General features: G+C 68.6%; 16 protein-coding genes and 1 riboswitch. Of the genes, 5 read left to right on the top strand and 11 right to left on the bottom strand.

Translation table 11 applies throughout. From position 1 onward, the window contains the following. A complete protein-coding gene (locus JOD27_RS15585) occupies positions 1-2,964 on the bottom strand; it encodes an NACHT domain-containing protein (RefSeq protein WP_204762967.1) in 2,964 nt (987 codons plus the stop codon). Between the two features lie 264 nt (positions 2,965-3,228). Here JOD27_RS15585 and JOD27_RS15580 point away from each other — a divergent pair, with 264 nt between their 5' ends. After that, on the top strand, positions 3,229-4,221 hold the full coding sequence (locus tag JOD27_RS15580; protein WP_204762966.1) for an aldo/keto reductase: 993 nt from the start codon (positions 3,229-3,231) through the stop codon (positions 4,219-4,221). A gap of 1 nt (position 4,222) precedes the next feature. Here JOD27_RS15580 and JOD27_RS15575 read toward each other — a convergent pair whose 3' ends face one another. From JOD27_RS15575 to JOD27_RS15540, 8 genes are all read right to left on the bottom strand, one after another. Further along, complete coding sequence (locus JOD27_RS15575) at positions 4,223-6,985, bottom strand: NACHT domain-containing protein (protein ID WP_204762965.1); 2,763 nt, start codon at positions 6,983-6,985, stop codon at positions 4,223-4,225. 55 nt (positions 6,986-7,040) lie between these two features. Further along, positions 7,041-7,223, bottom strand: coding sequence for a DUF6104 family protein (locus JOD27_RS15570; RefSeq protein WP_204762964.1), 183 nt, complete (start codon positions 7,221-7,223; stop codon positions 7,041-7,043). Positions 7,224-7,302: 79 nt separating this feature from the next. Next, on the bottom strand, positions 7,303-10,989 hold the full coding sequence (locus JOD27_RS15565) for a multifunctional oxoglutarate decarboxylase/oxoglutarate dehydrogenase thiamine pyrophosphate-binding subunit/dihydrolipoyllysine-residue succinyltransferase subunit (RefSeq protein WP_204762963.1): 3,687 nt from the start codon (positions 10,987-10,989) through the stop codon (positions 7,303-7,305). A gap of 1,066 nt (positions 10,990-12,055) precedes the next feature. Continuing rightward, on the bottom strand, positions 12,056-15,748 hold the full coding sequence (locus JOD27_RS15560; RefSeq protein ID WP_307830142.1) for an ABC transporter ATP-binding protein: 3,693 nt from the start codon (positions 15,746-15,748) through the stop codon (positions 12,056-12,058). 56 nt (positions 15,749-15,804) lie between these two features. Next, complete coding sequence (locus tag JOD27_RS15555) at positions 15,805-16,677, bottom strand: hypothetical protein (RefSeq protein ID WP_204762961.1); 873 nt, start codon at positions 16,675-16,677, stop codon at positions 15,805-15,807. Beyond that, entirely contained in the window at positions 16,677-17,633 is a 957-nt protein-coding gene (locus tag JOD27_RS15550; RefSeq protein WP_204762960.1) for an ABC transporter ATP-binding protein, read from the bottom strand. The genes JOD27_RS15555 and JOD27_RS15550 overlap by 1 nt, the downstream gene beginning before the upstream one ends. A 22-nt stretch (positions 17,634-17,655) precedes the next feature. Next, positions 17,656-18,096 (bottom strand): hypothetical protein, encoded by a 441-nt coding sequence (locus JOD27_RS15545; protein WP_239567161.1) that lies wholly within the window; start codon positions 18,094-18,096, stop codon positions 17,656-17,658. Then, a complete protein-coding gene (locus JOD27_RS15540) occupies positions 18,096-18,278 on the bottom strand; it encodes a hypothetical protein (RefSeq protein ID WP_045312139.1) in 183 nt (60 codons plus the stop codon). Before JOD27_RS15540 ends, JOD27_RS15545 begins: the two co-directional genes overlap by 1 nt. Before the next feature lie 463 nt (positions 18,279-18,741). Here JOD27_RS15540 and JOD27_RS15535 point away from each other — a divergent pair, with 463 nt between their 5' ends. Both JOD27_RS15535 and JOD27_RS15530 read left to right on the top strand, forming a co-directional pair. Beyond that, positions 18,742-20,190, top strand: coding sequence for an MFS transporter (locus JOD27_RS15535; protein ID WP_204762959.1), 1,449 nt, complete (start codon positions 18,742-18,744; stop codon positions 20,188-20,190). A 9-nt stretch (positions 20,191-20,199) separates the two neighbouring features. Next, on the top strand, positions 20,200-20,880 hold the full coding sequence (locus tag JOD27_RS15530) for a TetR/AcrR family transcriptional regulator (RefSeq protein WP_204762958.1): 681 nt from the start codon (positions 20,200-20,202) through the stop codon (positions 20,878-20,880). Positions 20,881-20,934: 54 nt separating this feature from the next. On the opposite strand, the gene ald is transcribed toward JOD27_RS15530, so the two are convergent. Next, on the bottom strand, positions 20,935-22,047 hold the full coding sequence (ald, locus tag JOD27_RS15525; RefSeq protein ID WP_204762957.1) for an alanine dehydrogenase: 1,113 nt from the start codon (positions 22,045-22,047) through the stop codon (positions 20,935-20,937). A gap of 102 nt (positions 22,048-22,149) precedes the next feature. Then, a complete protein-coding gene (locus JOD27_RS15520) occupies positions 22,150-24,393 on the bottom strand; it encodes an alpha-L-fucosidase (protein WP_204762956.1) in 2,244 nt (747 codons plus the stop codon). Positions 24,394-24,531: 138 nt separating this feature from the next. Beyond that, positions 24,532-24,624: riboswitch (glycine riboswitch) on the top strand. Between the two features lie 61 nt (positions 24,625-24,685). Between JOD27_RS15520 and gcvH the strand changes: the two genes are divergently transcribed. Continuing rightward, positions 24,686-25,066 carry a glycine cleavage system protein GcvH gene (gcvH, locus tag JOD27_RS15515; protein ID WP_112269035.1) on the top strand — a complete coding sequence of 127 codons (381 nt, stop codon included), beginning with the start codon at positions 24,686-24,688 and terminating at the stop codon, positions 25,064-25,066. A 31-nt stretch (positions 25,067-25,097) separates the two neighbouring features. Next, the gene (locus JOD27_RS15510) at positions 25,098-26,462 is read left to right on the top strand and encodes an L-serine ammonia-lyase (RefSeq protein WP_204762955.1); all 1,365 of its coding nucleotides are present in this window, start codon (positions 25,098-25,100) and stop codon (positions 26,460-26,462) included. Positions 26,463-26,480 lie beyond the last annotated feature (18 nt).

Here is a 26,480-nt window from a genome sequence, read left to right as displayed (position 1 = left end):
TCACGCGACGGTGAGCAGGATGGTCTCCGTGGGTGCCGCCACGCCGATCGCGCGGCGCTCCAGCAACGTCACCCCGGCCGCGATCCACCGGAACAGGTCGCCCAGGTGCTCGTCGGCCCAGTCGTCGGCCTCGGCGGCGAGGCAGAGCGCGGCGAGCCGGATCGCGGTCGCCTGGTCCGCGGTCGGGCACGGGTCCTCGGCGGCGCACACCGGCATCGCGAGATCGTGCAGCCGCCGTACGACGAGCTGAGCCCACTGCCGGCCGGAGTGGTTCTTGGCAGGCAGCGCCAGCATCGTCTGCTTCGCCGTGGCGATGTCGTTCGTCAGTTCGGACGGGATGACGACGTGGTTCAGATCGACGGCCGCGGCCTCCGTCGCGAGGGCCTTGCTGAACCCGGTCAGCCAGTGGGAGTGCGCGGTGGTGGTGGCACAGGCGGCCGACAGCGCGTTCGACAGCGCGCGTCCCATCACAGTGGGGTGGTCGGGAGTCGCCGGCAGGTTGAGCGCGAGGACGTAGGCCAATGATCTGGCGAAGTCGAGATCCCTGCCGAGCGGGTTGTCCAGGGCGTGCAGGACGGCCACCTCGCGGTCGAGCAGGTCGGTGAGGTGGTCCACGTTGGCCGAAAGGCGCGCGAGCATCGACCCTGCCTGCTCCATGTCGTCCGACATCATGGAGCAGAACTCGAGTTCTCTGGCGAGATCCTTCGCGAGGACGTGAGCGATCGCGTGGGTGCGGTCGCACGCGTTGGCAACGCTTCCGGCCAACTCGGCCGCCCTGTCGAAGTCGCGCTTGCGGTCGCGTTCGAACGTGCGGTGCGGTGCTTCCTTCAGCGTGCCGCGCAGAGCGCGCATCGAGTCGACGGCCTGCAACAACAGAAGACGGTTGAGGGTCGAGCCCGACCGCCCGATGTCCTGTGTGACGTGGGCGATCAACACGTCGCCCGTGATCAGGTGCGGGTGGGGCACACCGTGCGGAACCCAGAGCTCCGACCGGCCGTCGGGGCCGGGGTCGAGCCAAGCGCTCAGGTTCCCGCTCTCGAGCGCGCGGGACACGATCGGGTCGTCGAGCTCCTCCCGCTTCGGGAGGCGGTACACGGCGTCGCCGCCCACCACTGCCGTCACCCAGGTGGTGAATCCGACGGCATCGACCGCGGTGACACCGGTGACCGGGGCGGGTGAGTCGATGATCGACTCCGTGCGCGACCGCTCTCCGGTGTCCTGCAGGAAGAGCTGGTGGATTCCGGAGGTGACGGGTTTGGTGCACACCCGTCCGCCCGCCGCGGTTCTCGCCTGGTGCCGCAGGTGCCGCGTCACCAGGACGCCGGCCAGCAGCCGTCGTCGATCCGGGCTGATGTCCGGCGTCAGCGCGGACTCCACCAGGCGATCGAGCTGCTCGCGCAGTTCCGGTGCCAACTCGCACTTCTGGTCGTCGCTGCAGTCGACGGCGAGCGACAGTGCGGTGATGCTGCCCGACCGCAGACAGGTCGTGACGATCAGGTCGGCGTCGGTCTTCGCCGCGTACAGGAGCGTGGTCTCACGCCACCACACGTCGTCCACACCCGCCGCCAGCTCCTGGACTTTCCCCTTGTCGCGGATGTACCCGGACGCGAGGTATTCCTGGAACGTGAGGTGCGCGAAGGAATACTGACCGTTCTCCCGTTCGACCAGAAGACCGTTCGATCCCACGTCGGCGAGAAATTGTTGCGGAGTGAGGTCGCGGGAAACGCGCCTCAGCGCTGGAGTTATCTCCTTGACTATCTCGCCGTACGGCAGGTCGCGCACACGGCGTCGCATCATCGTGTACGCGAGACCGCGCAGGAGCATTTCCTTCTTGTCGCCGTCGATCTCCGACGGCAGCTTCTTGGCCTGCTGACGGCGCCACAGCATCACCTGGCAGATTTCGCCGTACAGCTCGGCGCGGCTGCCCGGCAGTGCGCCTCGGTAGCGGTGCACGTTGCAGATCATCGTGAGCAGCAGCGGATTCACCGTGAGTTCGTAGAGGCCGGCCGCGGTGCTCAACCTCTCCAGCAGATCGTCCGCCGACGATTCGGCCCGTGCGGCGATCTCGTCCGCGGTTCCGCGCGTGCTGTGCTTCTCGGTGGCCAGGTACCAGCCCCGGACGAACCTGGTCACCTGCCCGTTCGTGAACGCCCTGACCTGCAGGACGGTGGCACCGCTGATCGGCGCGGTGCGATAGCCCTGCGGTCGTGACGTGAGCACGAAGTGGTTCTTCGGATACTGCTTCGTCTGGCGCTCGACCCAGTCCGACACGTTCCTGCGCTGCTCGGGGCGGGCCACCTCGTCCAGTCCGTCGAACAACACCACGCAGTCACCCTCGACGAGCTGCTGCTCGAACCAGCCCGGCGGCTCCTTGGCCTTCAGCTTGTCGAGCGATCCGCGGATGAGGTCGGCGAGCGAGACGTCCTCGTCCGCGACGATCTCGTTGACGTGGTCCCGGAGGTAGAGCAGGACGGGAACCCGCCAGCGCAGCGACTTCCTCGCTCGGCTGACCTCACGTGCGGTGTGCCGCAACAGGGTCGTCTTCCCGCTGCCGGGGCCGCCGAGCACAGCGAGGATCTGCGGGCGGGGCTGGTCGAGGAAGTCCTTGATCGACCTGCGGTCCGCCACGTCCGCGGGCACTCGGTTGACGACTCCTTCCGGGACCTGGTGCGGCGGGCAGTACGCGAGACTCACGTCCACGAACACCTCGTCCAGTTCCGGCGTGAAGGGCCCGATCGTGGCGAGACCTTTCTGGTCGATGTGCCGCAAAGTGGCCAGCATGAACTCGCGGTATCGCTGGCCGAATTGAGACGTCCAGCGCAGCAGAACGCGATCCGCGCCGTCGATCAACCGCTCCCGCCACCGTTTCCAGAGCTCGCGACCCATCGCCACCGCAGCGCCGAACGCCGCGACGCCTGCCGACATGACGAGGTCGCCGAAGGCGAAGTGCAACAACCAAATCATCAGTCCGGCAGCCGGGACGGCGACGGCTAATTTGATCAAGCCGGGCCTGCGCATCTGTTGATCACTGTCCTTTGACGGATCGGCGGGATTCGGAATGGTACTCACGCCCTGCAGTGGGCTCGCCGAGGCCCTCGATTAGTCTGAAGTTCGAATTCCAATCGAGTTTGCAATCAGATTTTCTGTTGAGCTGAAAGGCCTACGCGGGCCTTGTGCTGGAGCAGCTCCACGTGGCATTCCGGCGCCCCGAGGGGCAGGGTGGACGGCATGGACTACACCCACCTCGGCCGCAGCGGCCTGTCCGTCTCCCGGCTGTGCCTCGGCACGATGAACTTCGGCCCCGAGACGTCCGAGGCCGACAGTCACGCGATCATGGATCGCGCCCACGAACACGGCCTGAACTTCTTCGACACGGCCAACGTCTACGGCTGGAAGCAGGGCGAGGGCGTCACCGAGCAGATCATCGGCCGGTGGTTCGCCCAGGGCGGCAACCGTCGCGAAAGGACGGTCGTCGCGACCAAGCTCTACGGCAGCATGGGTGACTGGCCGAACGACAACAAGCTGTCGGCCCTGAACATCCGCCGCGCTTGTGACGCTTCGTTGAAGCGCCTGCAAACCGACTACATCGACCTCTACCAGATGCACCACGTCGACCGGGACACGCCGTGGGACGAGATCTGGGAAGCCTTCTCCGTGCTGCGCCAGCAGGGCAAGGTCATCTACTTCGGCTCGTCGAACTTCGCGGGCTGGCACATCGCCCAGGCCCAGGAAGCCGCTCTGGCGCGCAACTTCCTCGGGTTGGTGTCCGAGCAGTCGATCTACAACCTGATGACCAGGTGGGTCGAGCTGGAGGTCCTGCCCGCGGCTCGGCACTACGGCCTCGGTGTCATCCCATGGTCGCCGCTGCACGGTGGCCTGCTGGGCGGCGTGCTGCGCAAGCAGCGCGAGGGCGGCGCTTCTCGTAGTGCCTCCGGACGTTCCGCGGACGCGTTGGAGAAGTACCGCGACACGATCGACGCCTACGAGAAGCTGTGCGCGGAGCTCGGCGAGGACCCGGCGAACGTCGGCCTCGCGTGGCTGCTGCACCAGGACGGTGTGACGGCGCCGATCATCGGGCCGCGCACGGTCGAGCAGCTCGACACCTCGTTGCGTGCGGCGGAGTTGAAGCTGGACGCCGACGTGCTGGCCAAGCTCGACGAGCTGTTCCCTGCGCCTGCCCCGAACGGGTCGAAGCCCGCTCCGGAGGCCTACGCCTGGTGACTCATGTGACGGCCAGGACGAGCGCCTCGTCCTGGCCGTGCCGTTCCAGGAAGGTGATCTTCGCCGCCAGCGCCCGGTAGTCCTTCGTGCCGAACTCGGCCGCATGGCACAGTGCCGCCAGCCTGAACTCCGTGGCGAGTTCCGGGGTGAGGGCCTTCTCCAGCGCGAAGTGGGGGCGCAGGTCGTCCGTCAGCCGCTTGGCCGGTGTTCCCCAGAGCCTCTGCCAGCTGGTGTCGCTGCCGACGGGTTGCGGGCGATCGGGAGGTGCCATGGCGAACGGTTCCACGGTGTCCCCCACAGCACGTGATTCGGCGAGCAGGCCGTCCGCGAAGCTGGTCACCGTGTCACCCGAGCGACCGCTGCTCGCCGCTTTGGCGGCGGCGTGCAGGCCGCGGCCAAGGACCGGATCGAGGGTGTGCAGCCAGAAGTTGTCCCTCTGGGCGGGCATGAACCGGAAGATCGGGTGGTCCGGCATGCCCTCGATGGCGGCGGTGATCCTGCGGGACAGATCATCGCCGGCCGAGGTCAACGTCGATGGCAGGGCGCGATCGAGCGCCATCGCACGTGCGAGGACGGGGACGACGTCGCGCGCTCGTTCGTGGAAGGAGGCGTTGAGCGCGTAGAGGAGCAGTGTCCGCACGATGAGCGGTGTCGTCTTGGTGAGGTCGGTGAGCACGTGTTCGCGGATGGTCGCCAAGGTGATCGTGTGCGGGCTTTCAGCACCGTCCGGTGTCCACAGACGCATTTGCACACCCACGGCCGCACTCGAGTACCAGGCGCTGCGCCCCTTCAACGCACGGCACACGACCGGGTGCCGCACCTCGTCGTATGTCGGCACCCGATACCGCGCCTCGGTGTTGGTGATCTCGTTGACCCAGTTGGTGAACGACGGAAGCGCGCCCAGCCACTGGTCCTCGCGTCCGGTGTCCGCGAGGAAACGGCGATAGATGTCCGGCGTGATCGGCTGGGTGCACATCCGGGTGCCGTTGCCCGTGCGCACCACCGCGTGCCGGAGGTGACGTGTGAGCTGGACTCCGGTCATCAACCTGCGCACCGCGTCCGGGACGTCGGCGTCGAGCGTCTGGCTGAGCAGGTCGTCGAGTTTCGCGCGCAGTTCCGGGGCCAGCTCAGTGGATTGTTCCGCGCAGTCGAAGGCGAGTGAGAGCGCGGCGACGCTGCCCGAGGCCGTGCAGGCCTCGACGATCGCGTCGGCGTCGGAGCGGGCGACGTACAGCAGCGTCGTCTCACGCCACCAGACGTCCTCGACGGTCTTGGTGAGCACGTCGCCGAGACCCTTCTCCCTGATGTGCTCGGCGGCCAGGTACTCCTGGAAGGTCAGGTGCGCGAACGAGTACAGGTTGCTCTCGCGTTCCAGCAGCAGCCCGTTCGATCCGGCCTCGGCCAGGAAGTCCTCCTCCGAGATCGTCCTCGACATCCGGCGCAGTGCCGGGCGCAACTCCACGAGCATCTCGTCGCGCGGCAGGTCGCGGACTCGGCGCCGCATCATCGCGTAGGCGAGACCGCGCAGCAGAACCGCCTTCTGGTCGCCGTTCAGCTCTGACATGAGGCCCTTCGCGTCATGCCTGCGCCACAACAACACCTGGCAGATCTCGCCGTACAGGTCGGCCCGGATGCCGGGCAGCGCACCGCGGAACCTGTGCACGTTGGCGATCATCGTGAGCAGCAACGGGTTGATCGTCAGGTCGTGCAGCGCGGGTGTGTGTTCCAGGCGTTGCAACAGGTCCTCGGCCGATTCCGCGGCCCGCCTGCGCACGTCCTCGTCGGCCGAGCCGGTGCTGCGCTGCTCGATCGCCAGGTACCAGCCGTGGATGAACTGGCCGACCTGCGCGTCGGTGAAACTGCGGACCTGGAGCACGGTCGCGCCGTCCACCCGTGCGGTCTGGTAGCCGTGCGGGCGTGACGTGACGACGAAGTCGTTGTGCGGATAGCGTTTCGTCTGGCTGGCGACCCACGTCGCCACCCGCGTGCGGTCTTCCTGGGACGCCACTTCGTCCAGACCGTCGAGCAGTACGACGCAATCGCCGTCGGAGAGCCGCCGCTCGAACCAGCCGGGTGGTGCGTCGAGGCCGTGCGGAACGAGGGGCGTGGCGATCAGCTCCGGCAGCGCGACCGTCGGGTCGGCGGTGATCGCCGTGACGTGATCACGCAGGTAGAGCAGGACCGGCACGGTGCGGCGACGGCCGCGGCGGGACCGGCACATGCGGCGTGCGGTGTAGCGCAGCAGGGTGGTCTTGCCGCTGCCCGGCGCGCCGACGACCGCGAGCACCACCGGCCGTTGCTGGTCGAGCAGGTTCCAGATGGAGTGGCGTTCGTCGACGTCCTCAGGCGCCTGGGCCAGCACGTCGCCTCGCACCTGGTTCGGCGCGCGGAAGACGAGGCTGACGTCGACGAACACCTCGTCCAGGTCCGGCGTGTAGAAGCCGATCGTGGCGAGGCCCTTCAGATCGATGAACCGCAGACCGCTCAGCACCGACTCGCGATACCGCTTGGAGAACCGCGAGAACCGTTGGCGCAGAGACTGGTCGATCCGGTCGGTCAGCCTCGGTTGCCAGCGCTTGCCCAGCTCGTCGGCGACCCCGCCCATGATCCTGCCGACGAAAGCGCTGGCCCAGACGACGGCTTCGTAGCCCGCGAGCAGGACGAGCGCTGCCACCGGATGAGCCTTCGCCCACTCCTGCAGGAACGTGAACGCCAGTCCCGGCGGAACGAGTGCGGCGCCCAGCAGACCGAGGATCTTGCCCATGCCTCGATCATCGCGCAGTGCGTGCGGGCCGTGACGGTATTCGACCCGATCGCGATCAGTCCTCGAAGTCGTCCTCGTCGTCGCGCGCCAGGTAGGTGGCGAGGCGCTCGATGGCCGTCTCGAAGTCGGGGTTGGCGTCGACGAACGCGCGGAGCTTGTCGGCGAGCCACGCGAGGGTGACCTCCTCGTCGCCGCGACGCTGCTCCAGCTCCTCGATACCGCGATCGGTGAAGTACATGGCAGAAACTCCTGTGAGAACTCAAGAAACGAGCCGCCGGACCACGAGGGCCCGGCGGCTCGTTCGCGTCAAACGGTGATCACTCGAACGCGCGGGTGATGATCTCGCGCTGCTCGACCTCGTGCACCTTGCTCGAACCGGCCGACGGGGCGGCCATCGGGCGGCGCGACACGCGGCGGACGGTGCCGAGGTGCTCGGGCAGCAGCTCCGGCAGGGCCAGGCCGTAGAACGGCCAGGCGCCCTGGTTCGCCGGCTCCTCCTGCACCCAGCGGACGTCCTTCGCGTTCGGGTAGCGCTCCAGGGTCTCGGTCAGCTTGCGGGCCGGGACCGGGTAGAGCTGCTCGACGCGCACGATCGCCACGTCGCCGGTGCCGCGCTTCTCGCGCTCGGCGTGCAGCTCGTAGGAGATCTTGCCGCTGCACAGCAGGACCTTCGTGACCGCGTTCGGGTCCTTGATCGTCGGGTCGTCGATCACGGACTGGAAGCGGTCGTTGATGAACTCGTCGGTCCCGGACACCGCGGCCTTGAGGCGCAGCATCGACTTCGGCGTGAACACCACGAGCGGGCGGTCGACGCCGTCGAGGGCGTGGCGGCGCAGCAGGTGGAAGTAGTTCGCCGGGGTCGACGGCACCGCGACGGTCATGGAGCCCTCGGCGCACAGCTGCAGCCAGCGCTCGATGCGGCCCGACGTGTGGTCGGGGCCCTGGCCCTCGTGGCCGTGCGGCAGCAGGATCACGACGTCGGAACGCTGACCCCACTTGGCCTCACCGGACGAGATGAACTCGTCGATGATCGGCTGCGCGCCGTTGACGAAGTCACCGAACTGCGCCTCCCACAGCACCAGCGCCTGCGGGTTCGCGACCGAGTAGCCGTACTCGAAGCCGAGCGCGGCGAACTCCGACAGCACCGAGTCGTAGACCATGAACTTGCCCTGGTCCGGCGACAGGTTCTGCAGCGGCGTGTACTCCTCGCCGGTCTTGCGGTCGATCAGGGTCGCGTGGCGCTGCACGAACGTGCCGCGGCGCGAGTCCTGGCCGGCCAGGCGGATCTTGCGGCCCTCCAGCGCGAGCGAGCCGAACGCGAGGAGCTCCGCGAACGCCCAGTCGATGCCGCCCTCGCGCGCCATCTTCGCGCGGCGCTCCAGCACCGGCTTGACGCGGGCGTGCGGCGTGAAGCCCTCCGGCAGGTTCACGTGGGCGTCGGCGATGTGCTCCAGCACCTCACGGGTGATGCCGGTCGGCAGCTTCGCCGGGACCTGCTGCTCGGCCTCCACCGACGGGCTGACCGTCACCGGGTGCTTCTCGAGCTCGCGGACCTCGTTGAAGACGTGCTCCAGCTGGCTGGAGAAGTCCTGCAGCGCCTTCTCGGCCTCTTCGACCGTGATGTCGCCGCGGCCGATCAGGGCCTCGGTGTAGGTCTTGCGGACCGAGCGCTTCTGGTCGATCACGTCGTACATCGCCGGCTGCGTCATCGAGGGGTCGTCGCCCTCGTTGTGGCCGCGGCGGCGGTAGCAGACCATGTCGATCACGACGTCCTTGTGGAACGCCTGGCGGTAGTCGACGGCCAGCTTCGCGACCCAGTAGCAGGCCTCGGGGTCGTCACCGTTCACGTGGAAGACCGGCGAGCCGATCATCTTCGCGACGTCGGTCGAGTACTTCGAGGACCGCGAGTGCTCCGGCGCGGTGGTGAAGCCGACCTGGTTGTTGACGACGATGTGGACCGTGCCACCGGTGCGGTAGCCGCGCACCAGCGCGAGGTTCAGCGTCTCGGCCACGACACCCTGGCCCGCGAAGGCCGCGTCACCGTGCAGGGCGACCGGCAGGACGGGGAAGAAGTCGCCGCCGCGGTCGATCAGGTCCTGCTTGGCGCGCACGATGCCCTCGAGCACCGGGTCGACGGCCTCCAGGTGCGACGGGTTCGCCGTCAGCGACACCTTGGTCTCGCCGTCGCCGAACATCCGGAAGTACTTGCCCTCGGCGCCGAGGTGGTACTTCACGTCGCCGGAGCCGTGCGCCTGGCCGGGGTCGAGGTTGCCCTCGAACTCGCGGAAGATCTGCGAGATCGGCTTGCCGACGATGTTCGCGAGCACGTTCAGGCGGCCGCGGTGCGGCATGCCGATGACGACCTCGTCGAGCTCGTGCTCGGCGGCCTTGTCGAGCACCGCGTCGAGCAGCGGGATGACGGTCTCGCCGCCCTCCAGCGAGAAGCGCTTCTGGCCGACGTACTTCGTCTGCAGGAACGTCTCGAACGCCTCAGCCGCGTTCAGCTTGCTGAGGATGTACTTCTGCACGGTGGCCGGGGGCTTCTCGTGCGGAACCTCGACGCGCTCCTGGATCCACTGCCGCTCTTCCGGCTCCAGGATGTGCATGTACTCGACGCCGACGGTGCGGCAGTACGAGTTGCGCAGCACGCCCAGGATGTCGCGGAGCTTCATCCGCTCCTTGCCGGCGAAGCCGCCGACGGGGAACTCGCGGTCCAGGTCCCACAGCGTGAGGCCGTGGCTCAGGACGTCGAGGTCCGCGTGGCTGCGCTGGCGGTAGTTCAGCGGGTCCGTGTCCGCCATCAGGTGACCGCGGGTGCGGAACGCGTCGATCAGCTCGATCACGCGGGCGGTCTTGTCGACGGCGCCCTCGGGGATGTCGGCGACCCATCGGATCGGCTCGTAGGGCAGCCGCAGCGACGCGAAGATGTCGTCGTAGAAGCCGTCCTCGCCCAGCAGCAGCTGGTGCACGCGCTTGAGGAACTCGCCCGACTCAGCGCCCTGGATGATGCGGTGGTCGTACGTGCTGGTCAGCGTGATGATCTTGCTGACGCCCATGTCGGTGAGCGCCTGCTCGCTGGTGCCCTGGAAGTGCGCGGGGTACTCCATGGCGCCGACACCGATGATCGCGCCCTGACCGGCGGTGAGGCGCGGAACCGAGTGGTTCGTGCCGATCGTGCCGGGGTTGGTCAGCGAGATCGTGGTGCCGGAGAAGTCGTCGGACGTCAGCGAGCCGCTGCGGGCCTTGCGGATCAGGTCCTCGTAGGCCTGCCAGAACTGCGTGAACGTCATGTTCTCGCAGCCCTTGATCGAGGCCACGACGAGGCTGCGCGAGCCGTCCTTGCCGGGCAGGTCGATCGCCAGACCGAAGTTCACGTGCTCCGGCGTGACGACGAACGGCTTGCCGTCGACCTCGGCGTAGTGCCGGTTCATGTTCGGGAACGCCTGCAGCGCCCGCACCACCGCGTAACCGATGACGTGCGTGAAGGAGACCTTCCCGCCACGCGTCCGCTTCAGGTGGTTGTTGATGACGATGCGGTTGTCGGCCAGCAGCTTGGCGGGCACGGCGCGCACGCTGGTCGCGGTCGGAACGGTGAGCGAGAGCTCCATGTTCTTCGCGATCGCGGCGGCGGCGCCGCGCAGCTGCTTCTGCTCGGGCTCCGCGCTCTGCGTGACCGGCTTGGCCTTCGCTGCCTGCTGCGGCGCGGGCTTGCCGGTCTGCGGCAGCGTGGCCGCGGGCTTGGGCTGTGCGGCCGACTTGGGCGCGGCGGGCGTGGCCTTGCCGTTGTCGGCGGCAGGCGGCGTCACGGTCGCGGTCGTGGTGGCCGTGGAGCCACCCGCGCTGGCCGTGGCGACGGTGCCGTTGCCGCCCGCACGCTTGTAGTCGGCAAAGAAGTCATGCCATGCCGGGTCTACGGATGACGGGTCCGCGAGGAACTGCTCGTACATCTCCTCGACGAGCCACTCGTTCGGCCCGAATTGTGACGCAGGACTGCTGCTGGACACGGCTGGCGCTCGCCTCTATCCATCTCGCTCTTGGTGTTGACTCATGCGGTAGTCAGGCTAGTCCCCCTGGCCCGGGCCTTCACACGCTGGAGGCGCCTGGCAAGGAGTGCTCGGTCACAGGATCGATCAGGACGAGCCCGTCGTCACCCGCAGTTGAGCAGTTCTTGATGTGCGTCTCACTACGTCCGCCTCCTTTCGGGCAATGGTGGTCGACCTGTTGGACGGGCATACGCACTGAGCGCACCGATCAGTTCACGATAGGTACAACAACGACACCTCGCCGATTGATCCACTCGATCACGCCGGGCCGATCTTGTTCAGGTGGGTTGTGCGAGTTCAGGTGAGTGAACTTTCAATCGAACTGGTCGTGGTTTTCACGAACTCCTCCCTGCTCCGGTGCGTGCGGGGCGTACTGGAAGTCGTGGTCCACGAAGTTGAACCTCGTACCCGGAAATCGATCTTGGGCTGGATGAGTCGATCCCGGCGGCTTTCGTTTTCGAGTTCGTCTCGGGTGACGAACTCCAGGCCATGAAGTCGGCACTGACTTTGGGCTTCACGACGTACTCGGCCGACCGCGGAAGGCGGTCGAGGTGCGCCGGGTAGTCGATCACGGGATGACCCGGCCCGGCTGGCCTCGGAAGTTGGTTTGTACGTCACGGGTGGGCGTGGGGGCGGGTGTTCCTGGTGTGGGGCCTCGGAGCGGGTTATCCGGCGGGCGATGTCCCCGTGGAGGGTGGGCTGCCGTGACCGCTGCTGGTGCCCTTGTGCCAGTTCGACATCGCCGCTCTGGTGCGGGCCACGGGGGCCTGCGCTCTGACGGCGATGTCCGCTGTCCTGGTTGACAGACGCGCTGTCAGAGGCGGTCTGGCGCAGGGAGGCGGGGAGATCCGGTGGCGGACGAACGCCGTGACGGTGGTTCCGGGCCGCGCGACCGTTGATTCGGATGCCCTTCGTTCCCGTGCGCGAGTGGCGCCGCCTTCAGGATGGTCGTTCCGCCGTGCTGCCGGTGCCGTTGTGTGCCGGTTCGACACCGCCGCCTTGGTGCGATGCGGGGGAGCGGGTCCGGTCAGGCGGCTTCTGGGGCGCCGTGGCGCCATAAGCGGGCGTAGGCGCCGTTGGCGGCTAAGAGGTCCGTGTGGGTGCCCTGTTCGACGATGCGGCCGTTGGCCAGGACGACGATTCGGTCGGCTCTGGCCGCGGTGGCCAGGCGGTGGGCCACCACGAAGGTGGTGCGGGCGCCGGACATGTGGTCGCTGGCGGCCAGGACCGCGGATTCGGTTGCCGGGTCGAGGGCAGCGGTGGCCTCGTCCAGCAGCAGGAGGTCCGGGTTCACGAGCTCGGCGCGGGCCAGGGCCAGCAGTTGGCGTTGGCCCGCGGAGAGGTGGTTGCCGCGTTCGCCCACCGGTTGACGGAAGCCCTGGGGGAGGGTGGCGACCATCGGGAGGGCGCCGACGGCTTCCACCGCCTGCTGGATTTCCTGCTGCGTGGCGGTGGGGCGGCCGTAGGCGACGTTCTCGGCCACGTCGCCGCCGAAGAGGTGGGCCTCCTGCGGGACCACGCCCAGGCGTTGGCGGTAGGTCGAGAGGTCGTAGGTGCGGACGTCCTCGCCGTCGATCAGGACTTCGCCCGAGGTGGCGTCGTAGAAGCGGGCGATCAGTTTGACCAGAGTGGACTTGCCCGCGCCCGTTTCGCCGACCAGGGCGATGGTTTCGCCTGGGGCGACGTGGAGGGACACGTTGTCCAGCGCCGGGTGGTCGGCGCCGGCGTAGGTGAAGGAGACGTTGCGGAGTTCCACCTCGCCGCGCAGGCGGGGTGGGACCGGGATCGGCGTCGCAGGGGGTTCGACCGTGGTCGGGGTGCGCAGGAGGTCGCCGATTCGGCGCAGGCCCACGCGGGCCTGCTGGTAGCCGTCGAAGACTCCCGAGAGTTGCTGGATCGGGTTGAAGAACAGGCCCAGGTACAGCAGGAACGCGAGCAGGACGCCTGGGGTCAGTGTGCCGGTGGCGACCCGGTGGGCGCCCACGGCCAGGACCACCGCCTGGGCCACGCCGGAGAGGAGAGCCACGAACGGGAAGTAGGTGGCGATGTAGCGCTGGGCTCGCAGCCGGGACTGGCGGTAGGCGTCGCTGCGTTCGGCGAAGGCTTCCGCCGAGTGGCGTTCGCGGGTGTAGGCCTGGGAGACGCGCAGGCCCGAGACGTTTTCCTGGAGGTCGGCGTTGACGGCGCTCACGCGTTCGCGGGCTTCGGCGTAGGCGGTGGAGGACAGGCGCTGGAAGATCGCCGTCGCCACGGCCAGGATCGGGAGCACCGCTAACGCGATCAGGGCCAGGGACGCGTCGGTGATCACCAGGGCCGCGGTGATGCCGACCACCGTGATCAGGCTGATCACCGCCGTGACCAGGCCGGTCTGCAGGAACGTCGAGAGGGCGTCGACGTCCGTCGTCATCCTCGTCATGATGCGGCCGGCCATCTCGCGCTCGTAGTAGTCGAGGCCCAGCCGTTGCAGGTGGGCGTAGCTGCGGACGCGGAGCAGGTAGAGGAGGCGTTCGCCGAGGCGGGCGGCGAACACCGTGCTGCCCGTCGTGGTCAGCCAGCCGACCACCACCAGGCCCACGCCCAGGGCGACCGCCTGCCACAGCGTGGATTCGGTGCCCGTCACCACGCCGCCGTCCACGCCCAGGCGGACCAGGGCGGGCAGGCCCATGCCCACCAACGCGTCGAGCACGACCAAGGCGGCCACCGCGGCCAGTGCCCAGCGGACCGGGCGGAGCAGGCGTGCCAGGCGGAAGCCGGGGTCGGGCGCGCGCGGGTCTTCGCCGTGCAGGACCGGGGTTTCGGTGGCCGGTGGCAGCGCGCGGACCTGAGCCAGGAGCTCCGGAGTCGGCGGGCCGCCTGCCAGAGCGGACATACCGCCACCACCGCCTCCTCTTCGGCCGGAGGCCGCGGGTGCCGTCGTTCTGGCCTCGTCGATCAGGCGTTGATCGCGGTCGTCCTGCGACAGCGATGGCCACAGCTCGCCCGTCGTCACCGGGGCGGTGGACTCGATCGCCTCGTCCGGGCCCGCCAGCAGATCGCGGTACAGGGCGCAGCGGGACGACAGTTCCTCGTGAGTGCCGATGTCGACCACCCGGCCCGCGTCGAGCACCGCGATCCGGTCGGCCAGGGACAGGGTCGAGCGGCGGTGGGCCACCAGGAGGGTGGTGCGGTTGGCCGTCACCGAGGCGAGCGTGGCGTGGATCGCGGCTTCGGTCGCGTTGTCGACAGCGGACGTCGCGTCGTCGAGGAGCAGCACGCGCGGGTCGGACAGAAGGGCGCGGGCCAGGGCCACGCGTTGGCGCTGGCCACCGGAGAGGGTCAGGCCGCGCTCACCGACCACCGTGTCGTAGCCGAGCGGCAGGGCCTCGATGAAGTCGTGGGCCTCCGCGGCTTTGGCGGCACGTTCGACTTCCTCGCGGGACGCGTCCGGCCGACCGTAGGCGATGTTCGCGAACACCGTGTCGGAGAAGAGGAAGGCCTCCTCGAAGACGACGCCGACGGCGCCGCGCAACGACTCCAGGCGGAGTGTGCGGACATCGGCGCCGCCCACCCGCACGGCGCCGGAGTGCACGTCGTAGAAACGGGGGAGCAGCAGGGAGACCGTGGACTTGCCGGAACCCGCTGTGCCGACCAGCGCCAGCGTCTCGCCCGGTGCCACGGAGATCGAGAAGTCCTGCAGCACCGGTTCGCTGCGGGTGTAGCCGAACGTCACGTCCGAGAACGAGATCCCGAGCGGGCCGTCAGGAACCTCGCCGGGCCCGTCCTTCACGTCCGGCTGCGAGTCGATCAGCTCGTAGACCCGCTCCACCCCGGCGCGCGCCAGCTGCGCGGACACCACCAGGCCGGACAGGATCCTGGTCGGGCCCACGAGATTGGCCACGTACGTCGTGAACGCGAGGAACGTGCCCAGCGTGACCTGACCGTGCAACGCGAGCCAGCCGCCGAGAGCCAGCACGCCGACCTGGCCGAGCAACGGCAGCGCGGTGACGGTCGCGAGCGGCCGCGACGACAGGCGAGCGGCGCGCATCCGTTCCGCGAACAGCGCGCGGGCGTGCTTCTCCAGCCGCGCCACCTCGCGCGCTTCCTGACCGAAGCCCTTCACCACGCGGACACCGGTGACGGTCTCCTCGACGTGCTGCGCGAGATCGGCCGCCCGCTGCTGCGCGGACCAGGTGGCGGGGAACAACGTCAGCCGCGTCCGCCCCGCGAGCCACGCCACCAGCGGCAGCACGATGATCGCGATGATCGTCAGCGGCACCGACAGGTAGAGCATCGCGGCCAGAGCCGCGAGGGCGAACACCACCGTGCCGACGGCCAGCGGCGCCATCATCAGCAGCGACTGCACCAGCTGCAGGTCGGTGATCGACCGGGACACGATCTGCCCGGTCCGCAGCTCGTCCTGCTTCGCGCCGTCGAGCCGCTGCACCGCGGAGAACACGCCGAGCCGCAGGTCGTGCTGCACGCCCAGCGCGAGCCGCCCGCCCAGATAGCGGCGCAGGAACGCCGACCCGAACGTGAGCAGCTCCAGCACGATCAACGCCACCATCAACGCCCACAGGCGGTCGGTGCGGCCCGCCGTCGAGTCGTCGACCGCGGTCTTGAGCAGCAACGGACCCGCCGCCTGCAGGCCAACGCCGACGACCGCGGCCAGCACCGACAGCACCACCAGCCGGGGGTGCTGCCAGCAGGCGGCGGTCAGTCGGCGGATCCAGCCCTTCGTCACGCAGCCAAGCCTACGGACGGGGTCTGACAATGAAGGTGATCTTCAGGAACCGCAGGTCAGGTGATGTCCTTGGACTGGGTGACCGCCCAGCCGCCCGCGAACACGATCCCGGCCCAGCCCAGGAACACGAGGCCCGACCACCACCAGTCGAGCGCTCCGCCGGCACCCGCGATCGCCCGCAGCACGTCCTCGACCTCCGGCGGCACCACACCCGCCGTCGACAGGAAGAGGTCGACCGCGACCGACCCGGTGAGCCCGTTGATCGACCCGTTCGGCAGGAACCCGATCACCGTCGGCACCTCGAGGTACACGAGCACGAAGTGCAGCACGTTCTCGATCACCAGGAAGTACAGCAGCAGCAACACGATCGTCCCCGCCACGTTCGGGATCAGCGCGCCCACGCCGACACCGAACATCGTCATCAGGATCGACGACAGCACGCAGGCCAGCGCCAGCATCGCCCAGCCACCGGCGTCCGGCAGCTGCCCGGAGTTGCTGGTGAGCACCACGCCGATGCCGACGAACAGCATGATCGCGAGGCCGTAGATCGCGCCCCACAGCACGTAGACCAGCATCTTCGCCAGCATCGCGTGCATACGCGACGGCGCGGTCAGGAACGTCGTCGTGATCGTCCGCCGGTTGATCTCACCGGAGATCGCCATCGCACCGAAGACCATCGGGAAGATCGTCGAGATGTTGATCGCCCGCGCGATGCCGAAGAGCGTGACCTTCCAGTGGTCCGGCGTGACGCCGAGGAAGTCCGACACCTCCTCGAGGTCGCTGCTCGACGCGAAGTCCACGAAGAACTTCCCGAACAGGCCGGTCGCGAGCCCCCAGCCGAGCGCCAGCACCACGGTGGGGATCAGCAGACCCCACCACAGCCCGGTCGTCGTCGTTTTGCGGAGCTCCGCCTGTACGAGGTTGCCCATCAGGCCCAACCACCCTGCTGCTGGTACGGATTCTGCGCCGGCGCGTACCCGGCGTACTGGCCACTGGTGAGCTGGAAGAACAGCCGCTCGAGGTCGACCTGCTCCTCCTGGATGCCGTAGATCGACACGCCCGCCCGCAACGCGCTGTCGGCCACGTGCTTGGAGTCCACACCGGACACGGCGAGCCTGCCGTCCGCCAGCTGTTCGATCGTCTGCACGCCCTCGGCGTGCAACGCCGTCGCGAGCGCGTTGACGTCCGACGGCTGCACGAGTACTCGCCTCTGTTGCTGCTGCCGCAACTGCTCCAACGGCCCGTAGAACATCGTCTGCCCGCGCGAGATGATCACGACCTGGTCGACGGTCTGCTCGACCTCCGCCAGCAGATGGCTGGAGATCAGCACCGTGCGTCCCATGCGCGCGTACGACTGCAGGAACGTGCGCAGCCACGCGATGCCCTCGGGGTCGAGGCCGTTCGCGGGTTCGTCCAGCACCAGCACCTGCGGGTCGCCGAGCAACGCCGTGGCGAGCGCCAGTCTCTGCTTCATGCCGAGCGAGAACCCGCCGACCTTGCGATCGGCGGCGGTGCCGAGGCCGACCAGGCCGAGGACCTGGTCAGCTTGCGCGTCCGGCACGCCGATGGCAGCCGCGTACACGCGCAGGTGGTTGCGGGCGGAGCGAGCGGGGTGGAACCCCTGCGCCTCCAGCACCGCGCCCACCACGCGGCCGGGCTGGCCGAGCTGGTGGAACGGTCGTCCGTTGATCGTCGCCGTGCCGCCCGTCGGCTTCACGAGACCCAGCAACATCCGCAGGGTCGTCGTCTTGCCTGCACCGTTCGGGCCGAGGAAGCCCGTCACGTTGCCAGGTGACACGGTGAAGCTCAGGTTCTGCACCGCCGTGACAGAACCGAACTTCTTGGTCAGGTTCTGGACCGCGATGAGACCGCTGCCGTCATGCATGCGGCCCATCCTGCCTGAAACGTCAGTCCGGCAAGGCGTGCTTGGGTCGCGACACGACCGGTGCGCGGTGCACCACCGGCGGCAGATCGCTCAGGATCGGCGGCAGTTCGGTGGTGAGCTCGACCGGTGTTTCCTCGGGAATCTCGATCGTGCCCGATCGGGTGAACGGATTGCGCAACGGCTTGCGGCGTTCCCGGTGCGGCAGGCCCTCGCCGATGAGGTGTTGATGCGCCATGTTCCAGACCTGGCACGGCCACCGCCGTCGCCGCAGCCAGCCGGGACACGCCTTGCAGCGGCCGTCCTCGTCCGGCTGGTGCACGGTCAGCAGCAGACGCCAGCCGTCCGCCAGGCGGTGGATCTCCGCGCGGGCCAGTGGCACCAGCGCGTCGGACTCGCCGTGCTCGGCGACCTTGTCCAGCAGTGCCAGCCGTTGCAGCACCGCGTCTCGCAGGGCCTCGTCCATCACATCTTCGCCGTGGCCTGGTCGAGCAAAGAGCCCAGCCGCCGCGTCTGGGTGGCGGACATCACAGCGGTCTCGCCCGGCGGTGTAACCAGGAGAACTCGGTCGTTCTCGACCAGAACGGTCATCGATCTGTCCCGACCGAACGGGTCGTGGCAGTGGATCCATCCCTGTGGTTCAGCCATGGAATCTCCCTCCGAGGGACACCCGACTCCGTCTTCATCGGCCGTCCGCCCTGCTTGCCGCACCGCGGGGCGGGGAATTCACTCGTTTGCTGGACGGGCCGAACACGGGCAGTGGTCCAGTCGGGGAAACTTTTGGGTCGCGTTTCGGTGGGGGTGCTGGGCGCAGCCCCGTCGCTACCGCTATATTTGGTCACGGCGGCCCCGCTCCCAGTGACCCCCAGGCTGGTTGAGCGCGGCCGCCCTTTACGTGGCAGGACATCCTCAGCCGACTTGTGTCTGCAAACTGCGCAGGCCGAGTCGGCTGTCGTGTCTTCCGGGGACGACCCCCAGACCCCCGCAGGCTCGGGCGCTGGGCGCCCTCGCGGTTCGCCGGACCCATTCCTTCCTCGCCTCTGAGCGGAAACACGTTGCGCGCCGCAGCCTCGTACGCTGTAAGGTCCTCGTACACCGTAAGGGGGACGAGATGACTTCGACGACCGAGAAGGTCGGGGTGCACCCGCACCCCCAGCGCTGGGCCGTGCTCGGCGTGCTCTGCCTGTCCGTGATGGTCGTGGTGCTCGACAACACCGTGCTGAACGTGGCGATCCCGTCGATCTCCACGGGGCTCGGGGCGAGCACCGCCGACATCCAGTGGATGATCAACGCCTACTCGCTCGCGCTGGCGGGTCTGCTGCTCACGACCGGGTCGCTGAGCGACCGGTTCGGCCGCAAGAAGGCGTTGCTGGCCGGTCTCGCGCTCTTCGGCGCGGGCAGCGCCGTGGCGGCCTACGCGGGCTCGGCGGTGGCCTTGATCGCGGCCCGCGGGTTCATGGGCGTCGGCGCCGCGATGCTGATGCCCGGCACGCTGGCCGTGCTGATGCAGTTGTTCGACGAGAAGGAACGCCCGAAGGCGATCGGCATCTGGGCCGCGGTCACGAGCCTCGGTTTCGCGGCCGGGCCGGTGATCGGTGGCGCGCTCATCAAGAACTTCTGGTGGGGATCGGTGTTCCTCATCAACGTGCCGGTGGCGATCCTCGCGGTCCTGGCCGTCGCGGCGTTGGTGCCCGAGTCCAGGGACCCGGCCGTGCGCAGGCCGGACGTCGTCGGCTCGATCCTGTCGATCATCGGCATGGTCGCGTTGGTGTACGCGGTGATCGAGGTGCCTGAGCACGGGTTCGCCTCGGTGCGGTTCGGCGTGCCCGTGGCGCTCGGTCTGGTCACCATGACGGCGTTCGCCTTGTGGGAACGGCACACCGCGGAGCCGATGCTCGACCTCGGCTTCTTCGCTGACCGGCGGTTCACCGGCGCGGTGGCGTCGGGTGTGCTGGCCGCGTTCGGCATGGCGGGCTCGCTCTTCCTGCTGACCCAACACCTTCAGGGCGTGCTCGGCTACAGCCCGCTGGAGGCGGGCATCCGCGTGGCGCCGATGGCGATCGCGTTGCTCGTCACCAGCAACACCCTGGGGCAGCTCGTGCTGAAACTGGGCGCCAGCAAGGCGATGCTGCTCGGCATGACGATCGTCGCGGGCGGCGTGGTGCTGCTGTCGATCGGCACGACCTACCCGCCGACCCTGGCCGGACTGATCCTCATCGGCGTCGGTGTCGGTGTGGCGCAACCGGTTGCGGTCAACGCGCTGATGGGTTCCATCCCGCCGGAGCGCGCGGGCATCGCGTCCGGGCTGTCGAGCACGTTGACGGAGCTGGGTTCCTCGTTCGGCATCGCCGTGCTGGGCGCGCTGCTGTCGGCGAGGTTCGCCGCCGCACTGCCGGACAACGTGCCGAGCAGGTCGTTGAGCGAAGCACTGCACAGCGGCGCGGACATCACGGTCGTGCGGGACGCGTTCTCGTCCGGCATGAGCGTGAGCCTCGTGATCGGCGCGGTCGCCGTGTTCCTGGGAGGTGTTGTGGCCAGCGTGCTGCTGCGGCGTGCCTAGGATCGGCCTGTGGACAGCGTGTGGTTCAGCAAACCCAGGCCCGGCAGCGGTCAGCCTCTCGGCCTGAGCCGGGAGGCGATCGTCCGCAAGGCGATGGAGATGCTGGACGAGCACGGCCTGGCGAAGCTGTCGATGCGCAAGCTCGCCGCCGCACTCGGCGCCGCACCCATGTCGCTCTACTGGCACGTGCCGACCAAGGACGCGTTGATCGAGCTCTGCGTCGACGAGATCTACGGCGAGTTCCCGCTGCCGGCTCCCGACGCCGACTGGGAGCCCGCGTTGCGCGAGATGATGCACTCGCTGCGTCATCTCGCGCTCAAGCATCCGTGGTGGCTGCGGGCCATCGGCGAGTTCACGACCATCGGCCCGAAGGCGGTGGCGATGGCGGACTCGATGCTCGAACCCATGCTGCGCGCGGGACTGACGACGGCGGCGGCCGCGCAGTCGGTGTCGACGGTGTCGAGCTTCGTCACCGGATACGCGCTCGCCGAAGCGAACTTCACCGCGCGCGGCGGGATGGACTCGCCGCCACCGGACCTGGGGAAGATCGCCGACCTGTACCGGGAGAAGCACCCCCGCTACGTCGAGATGCTGAACGATCCGGCGGTGTGGACGCTGGAAGGTCAGTTCGAGTTCGGGCTGGACTGCGTGATCGACGGGATCAAGGCGCGCGTCGCGGCCCTCAGATGAGCGAAACCCCCGCAGCGGTGATCGCGTGCGGGGGCTCCATCATTCGGTTGGCTCTCAGACCACGGTCTCCAGCGGCGTGTGCACGAGGCCGGTCGCCTCGGCCACCGGGCCGTTGGTCAGCTGACCCGCGTGGGCGTTGAGGCCCAGGGCGAGCGAACGGTCGTCCTTCAGCGCCTTCTCCCAGCCCTTGTCGGCCAGTGCGACCGCGTAGGGCAGCGTCACGTTGGTGAGCGCGTAGGTCGAGGTGCGCGGCACGGCGCCAGGCATGTTCGCCACGCAGTAGAAGACCGAGTTGTGGATCTCGTAGGTCGGCTCGGCGTGCGTGGTGGGACGGGAGTCCTCGAAGCAGCCGCCCTGGTCGATCGCGATGTCGACGAGCACTGAGCCCGGCTTCATGTCGGCGACCAGCGCGTTCGAGACGAGCTTCGGGGCCGCGGCGCCCGGCACGAGGACGGCGCCGATCACCAGGTCGGCCTCGCGGACGGCCTGCTCGATGGCGAACGAGTTGGACGCCAGCGTGCGCAGCCGACCCTGGAACTGGGCGTCGATCTGGCGCAGGCGGTCGACGTTGGTGTCGAGGATCTGCACGTCCGCGCCCATGCCGACGGCGATGGTGGCGGCGTTGAGGCCGGCCACACCGCCGCCGATCACGACCACGCGGGCCGGGGCGACGCCGGGGACGCCACCGGGCAGGACGCCGCGGCCGCCGGAGGGCTTCATCAGGGAGAACGCGCCGACCTGCGGGGCCAGCCGGCCCGCGACCTCGGACATCGGGGCGAGCAGCGGCAGCGCGCGGTTCGGCAGCTGCACGGTCTCGTAGGCGATGGCCGTGGTGCCGGACGCGAGCAGCGCCTCGGTCAGCGGCTTGTCGGCGGCGAGGTGCAGGTACGTGAAGAGGGTCTGGCCGGCGCGCAGGCGGGGGTACTCCTCGGCGATCGGCTCCTTGACCTTGAGGACCATGTCGCCCTCGGCCCAGACGTCGTCGGCCGAAGCGAGGATCTTGGCGCCCGCGGCGAGGTACTCCTCGTCGGTGATCGCGGAACCCAGACCGGCACCCTGCTCGACGAACACGTCGTGGCCGCGGCTGGTCAGCTCGTGGGCACCGGCCGGCGTGAGGGCGACGCGGTACTCGTGGTTCTTGATCTCGCGAGGAACTGCGATCCGCACGATGACTCCTCCGTTTCGGTGGCCGACATCTCACAATGTGAGGCAGCCGGAAGGTCATGTCACCGTGCGGATCGCACTATCCGTCACTCCGCGGTTGTTCTGTTAGGACAAAGCGACTTTGAAGACCCAGGCGTGCTGACCGGCCCCAGGTGGCACGTCCACCACGAGTTTTCCACCCGATCGGGCCCAATTCAGTGGCTTGTCGTGTCCCAGCAGGGTGATCTTGTCGCCGTCCTTGAGCGGCACCGGAGCGTCGACCACGAGCTGCGGCCCCGGCTGGACCAACGAAGTGATGTAGAAAGCCTCGTTCGGCTTGATCGCGAACCGCAGCGGACCCTGCTGGGCCATCCGCGACCAGTACGTCGTGCCGTAGATCGACTCGCCGTTCGTGCGCAGCCAGGCACCTGTCTCGCGCAGCCGCTGCTGCATGATCTCCGGGATCGATCCGTCCGCCCGCGGGCCGATGTCCAGCAGGAAGTTGCCGTTCTTGGACGTCGTGTCGACCAACGTGTCGATCACCTCGTCCGCGGTCATGTACATCGAGTCCGGCGTCGCCCGGTTCCACCCGTACGAGCGCGGGTCGAGGCCGCGCGAGGCCTCCCACTTCTTCACCACCGTGTTCGGGTACGTCGCGTACTCCGGCGTCGTGTAGTCGTGGGTCGGGATGCCGCACCTGTCGTCGACCGTCACGTCCTTCGGCACGGCCCGGTTCTTGGCCCTGTTGAAGTAGTCGGCCAGCACCCGCCGCGAGTCGTTCGCACCGCCGATGTCGCACCAGATGACGTCCGGGTCGTACCCGTCGACGAGCTCGGTCATCTGCGGCGCCTGGTAGTCGCGCACGAAGTCACGTCCGGCCTGGTAGCCGGTGTAGGGCTCGGGTGCGCCGGTCCACGGGTTGCGCGGGCCGTGGCCGCTCCACGGGTTGTCCGGGTTGAACCACTCGGGCATCGAGAAGTAGAGCCCGTTCTTCAACGACGGTGTGTACTTCCGCGACGCGTCGAACAGTTCCTTCACCAGGTCGCGACGAGGACCGAGGTCGACGGAGTCGCGGCCGGACACCTTCGAGTCCCACAGCGCGAAGCCCTCGTGGTGCTTCGAGGTCAGCACGTAGTACTTCGCGCCGGCCTCCTCGAACAGCCGCACCCACTCCCGCGGGTCGAACTTCGAGGCGGTGAACCGCGGGATGAACTGGTCGTAGGAGAAGTCCTTCCCGTACGTCGCCGCGTGGTACGGGTTCACGGCGTTGTTCGGGTCCTGCATCCACTGCCAGTACCACTCCGCGTACTGCTCGCCCGGCGGCGACCACGCGGGCACCGAGTACAGGCCCCAGTGGACGAAGATCCCGAACTTGGCGTCGTCGAACCAGTACGGCGACTCGTGCGCGCCCAGTGACGCGTCGGTCGCCTGGTAGTCCGCCACGCCCAGCGTGAACCTGGCCTTCTGCGCGGCGGAAACGTGACCCGCGACCGCGACGACCTTCCCGTCGAACGTGCCGGTCCGATAGGCGTGGATGCCGATCCGCACCCGAGCCTCCTCACCGGGCGCGAGGCGCTTCACCAACGCCGGCTGCAGCGTCGAGAGGCCGAGTCCCTCGGCGCGCACCCAGATGTTCGAGACCCACTGGTCACCGAGGTTCACAACGGTCGCCTCGACTGTCTGTCCGCCCAGCCGGGGCAGCTTGTTCGTGCTGCGCGCGCCGCGCACCGCGAGCACCTGGCCCTTGCCCGCGGGCTGCACCGAAAGCGCGAACACGTGCAGCGAGGACTTGCCCTCGACGGCGGGGTTCGTGACGGGGAGCGTGACGCCGACGGCCTCCTTCCGGGGATCCGCCCAGACCTGCGCGGTCCCGATCGACACGGGGTGCTGGTCGGTGCCACCGGGCGAGTACCGGAACGGAGCGGAGATCGGACCACTGCCCGAGTACCAGTCCGGCCCGCTCACGGCACCGGTCGTCGAGGACCCGTCCGCGTAGTGCACGGTCGCGGTCCCGCCGGCCGCTCCGTACGACGACGCCACGAGGAGGTGGGCGGTGAGGTAGTGACCACGAGGCAGGTCGACGCGCTGCCCCATCGCCACCACGTTGTTGTTCTTCGTCTGTGAATTTCCCGGGAAGGCGTACGGCACCCCGTCGACTGTGACCTGCCCGGACGGCAGTGCCTCCGCCGGGAACGCGTAGCCGGAACCGTCGAAGTCGCCCGTCCGGTCCGACGCCGTGTCGATGCCGTCGTTGTCGAAGAGGTGGCCGATGGGAACAGTGACAGGAGCTGGGGCTTCCGCCGCGGACGCCGCCGGGACGGGCGTCAGCACCAGTGAGGCGAGCAAGGCGACGATGAACGGTTTCCTCATGAGACCTCCGATGTCTGCCTCAGATCACCATGGCAGCGCTCTGCCGGATGTCAACCACGTCGCGTTGACACCTGGCGGTGGCCGCACATAGCGTTCGCGCCGAGAACTGAAGACCGGCCGCGGTGCCCGAGAGGCACCAGAACCCGAGTGGGAGAGACCTCGACGAACCGGTCGAGGCGCCGAAGGGGCAAGCTCCCGCACACTCTCAGGCAGCAAGACCGCTCGGGGTAGGCAACTCTGCACGGCGGAGGGGGCGCACGTTTCCTGACCCGTCACAGCCAGAGGAGTCGCCGTGGAGTTCCCCGAGAACCTGCTCTACACCCACGAACACGAGTGGGTCGACTGGACGCCGGGTACCCAGGACCCGTTGACCTGCGGGATCACCGAGTACGCCGCGGACGCCCTCGGTGACATCGTCTTCGTTCAGCTCCCCGAGGTCGGTGCGAAGGTCGTCTCCAACGAGGTGTGCGGCGAACTCGAGTCCACCAAGTCCGTCAGCGACCTGTTCTCGCCCGTCACCGGTGAGGTGATCGAGGTCAACAGCGCGGTCGTGGACGACCCGGCGATCATCAACAACGAGCCGTACGGCGCCGGCTGGCTGTTCAAGGTGCGCGTCGAGTCGGCGGAGAACCTGCTCACCGCTGCCAAGTACGCCGAGCTCACCAAAGACTGACTGCGCAACCACCACCACGAAGGACTGATCAGTGGCGATCAGCGTTTTCGACCTTTTCTCCGTCGGCGTCGGGCCGTCGAGCTCCCACACGGTCGGCCCGATGCGCGCGGCGGCGATGTTCGTCGAGAAGCTCGGCGCGCGAGTGTCCGAAGTGGACCGCGTGCACGTCGAGCTGTTCGGCTCGCTCGGCGCGACCGGGCACGGCCACGGCAGCCCGAAGGCCGTGTTCCTCGGCCTGGAAGGCAACCTCCCGGAAGAAGTCGACCCGGCGGTCGCGGCCTCCCGCGTGGAGGAGATCGTCGCGAGTGGACGACTGCGGCTCGGCGGCACGCACGAGATCGCCTTCGTGCACGACCGCGACCTCGTCATGCACCGCCGCAAGTCGCTTCCGTTGCACCCCAACGGGATGAGCTTCGAGGCCTACAGCGGCGACCAGTCGGTCGAGCACGCCGTCTACTACTCGATCGGCGGTGGGTTCGTCGTCGACGAGAACGCGAGCGGCACCGACCGGATCAAGCCGGACACCACGCCGTTGCCGCACCCGTTCCTGACCGGCGACCAGCTGCTCGCGCGCACCCGCGAGACCGGCCTGTCGATCAGTGAGATCATGATGGCCAACGAGCTGTCGTGGCGCAGTGAAGACGAAGTGCGCCAAGGACTTCTGCACATCTGGCGCGTCATGCAGGAATGCGTGGAACGCGGCTGCACCGAGCACGGCGTCCTGCCAGGTGGCCTCAAGGTCCGCCGCCGCGCCGCCGAGATGCGCAAGCGGCTGGAGGCCGAGCACTTCGCCACCGACCCGCTGCGGGTCATGGACTGGGTGACGCTCTTCGCGCTGGCGGTCAACGAGGAGAACGCGGCGGGCGGCCGCGTCGTCACCGCACCGACCAACGGCGCCGCCGGCATCGTGCCCGCCGTTCTGCACTACTACACGAAGTTCGTGCCGGGAGCCAACGACGACGGCGTGGTCAGGTTCCTGCTCACGGCGGGCGCGATCGGCGTGCTGTTCAAGGAGAACGCCTCGATCTCCGGCGCCGAGGTCGGCTGCCAGGGCGAGGTCGGCTCGGCGTGCTCGATGGCCGCCGGAGGTCTCGCCGAGGTCCTCGGCGGTACCCCGGAACAGGTCGAGAACGCCGCCGAGATCGCCATGGAGCACAACCTCGGTCTGACGTGCGACCCGATCGGCGGCCTGGTGCAGATCCCGTGCATCGAACGCAACGCCGTCGCGTCGATCAAGGCGATCACCGCCGTGCGCATGGCGTTGCGTGGCGACGGCTCGCACTTCGTCTCGCTGGACAAGGTCATCAAGACCATGCGCGACACCGGCAAGGACATGTCGGTGAAGTACAAGGAGACCGCACGCGGCGGCCTCGCCGTCAACGTCATCGAGTGCTGATCTCGGCAAGCACGCCGA

This window comes from Lentzea nigeriaca (assembly GCF_016907955.1).
In the GTDB taxonomy this organism is placed as follows: Bacteria; Actinomycetota; Actinomycetes; order Mycobacteriales; family Pseudonocardiaceae; genus Lentzea; species Lentzea nigeriaca.
Note: the sequence above shows the minus strand (reverse complement) of the source record. Positions and strands in the feature narration are given on the sequence as shown.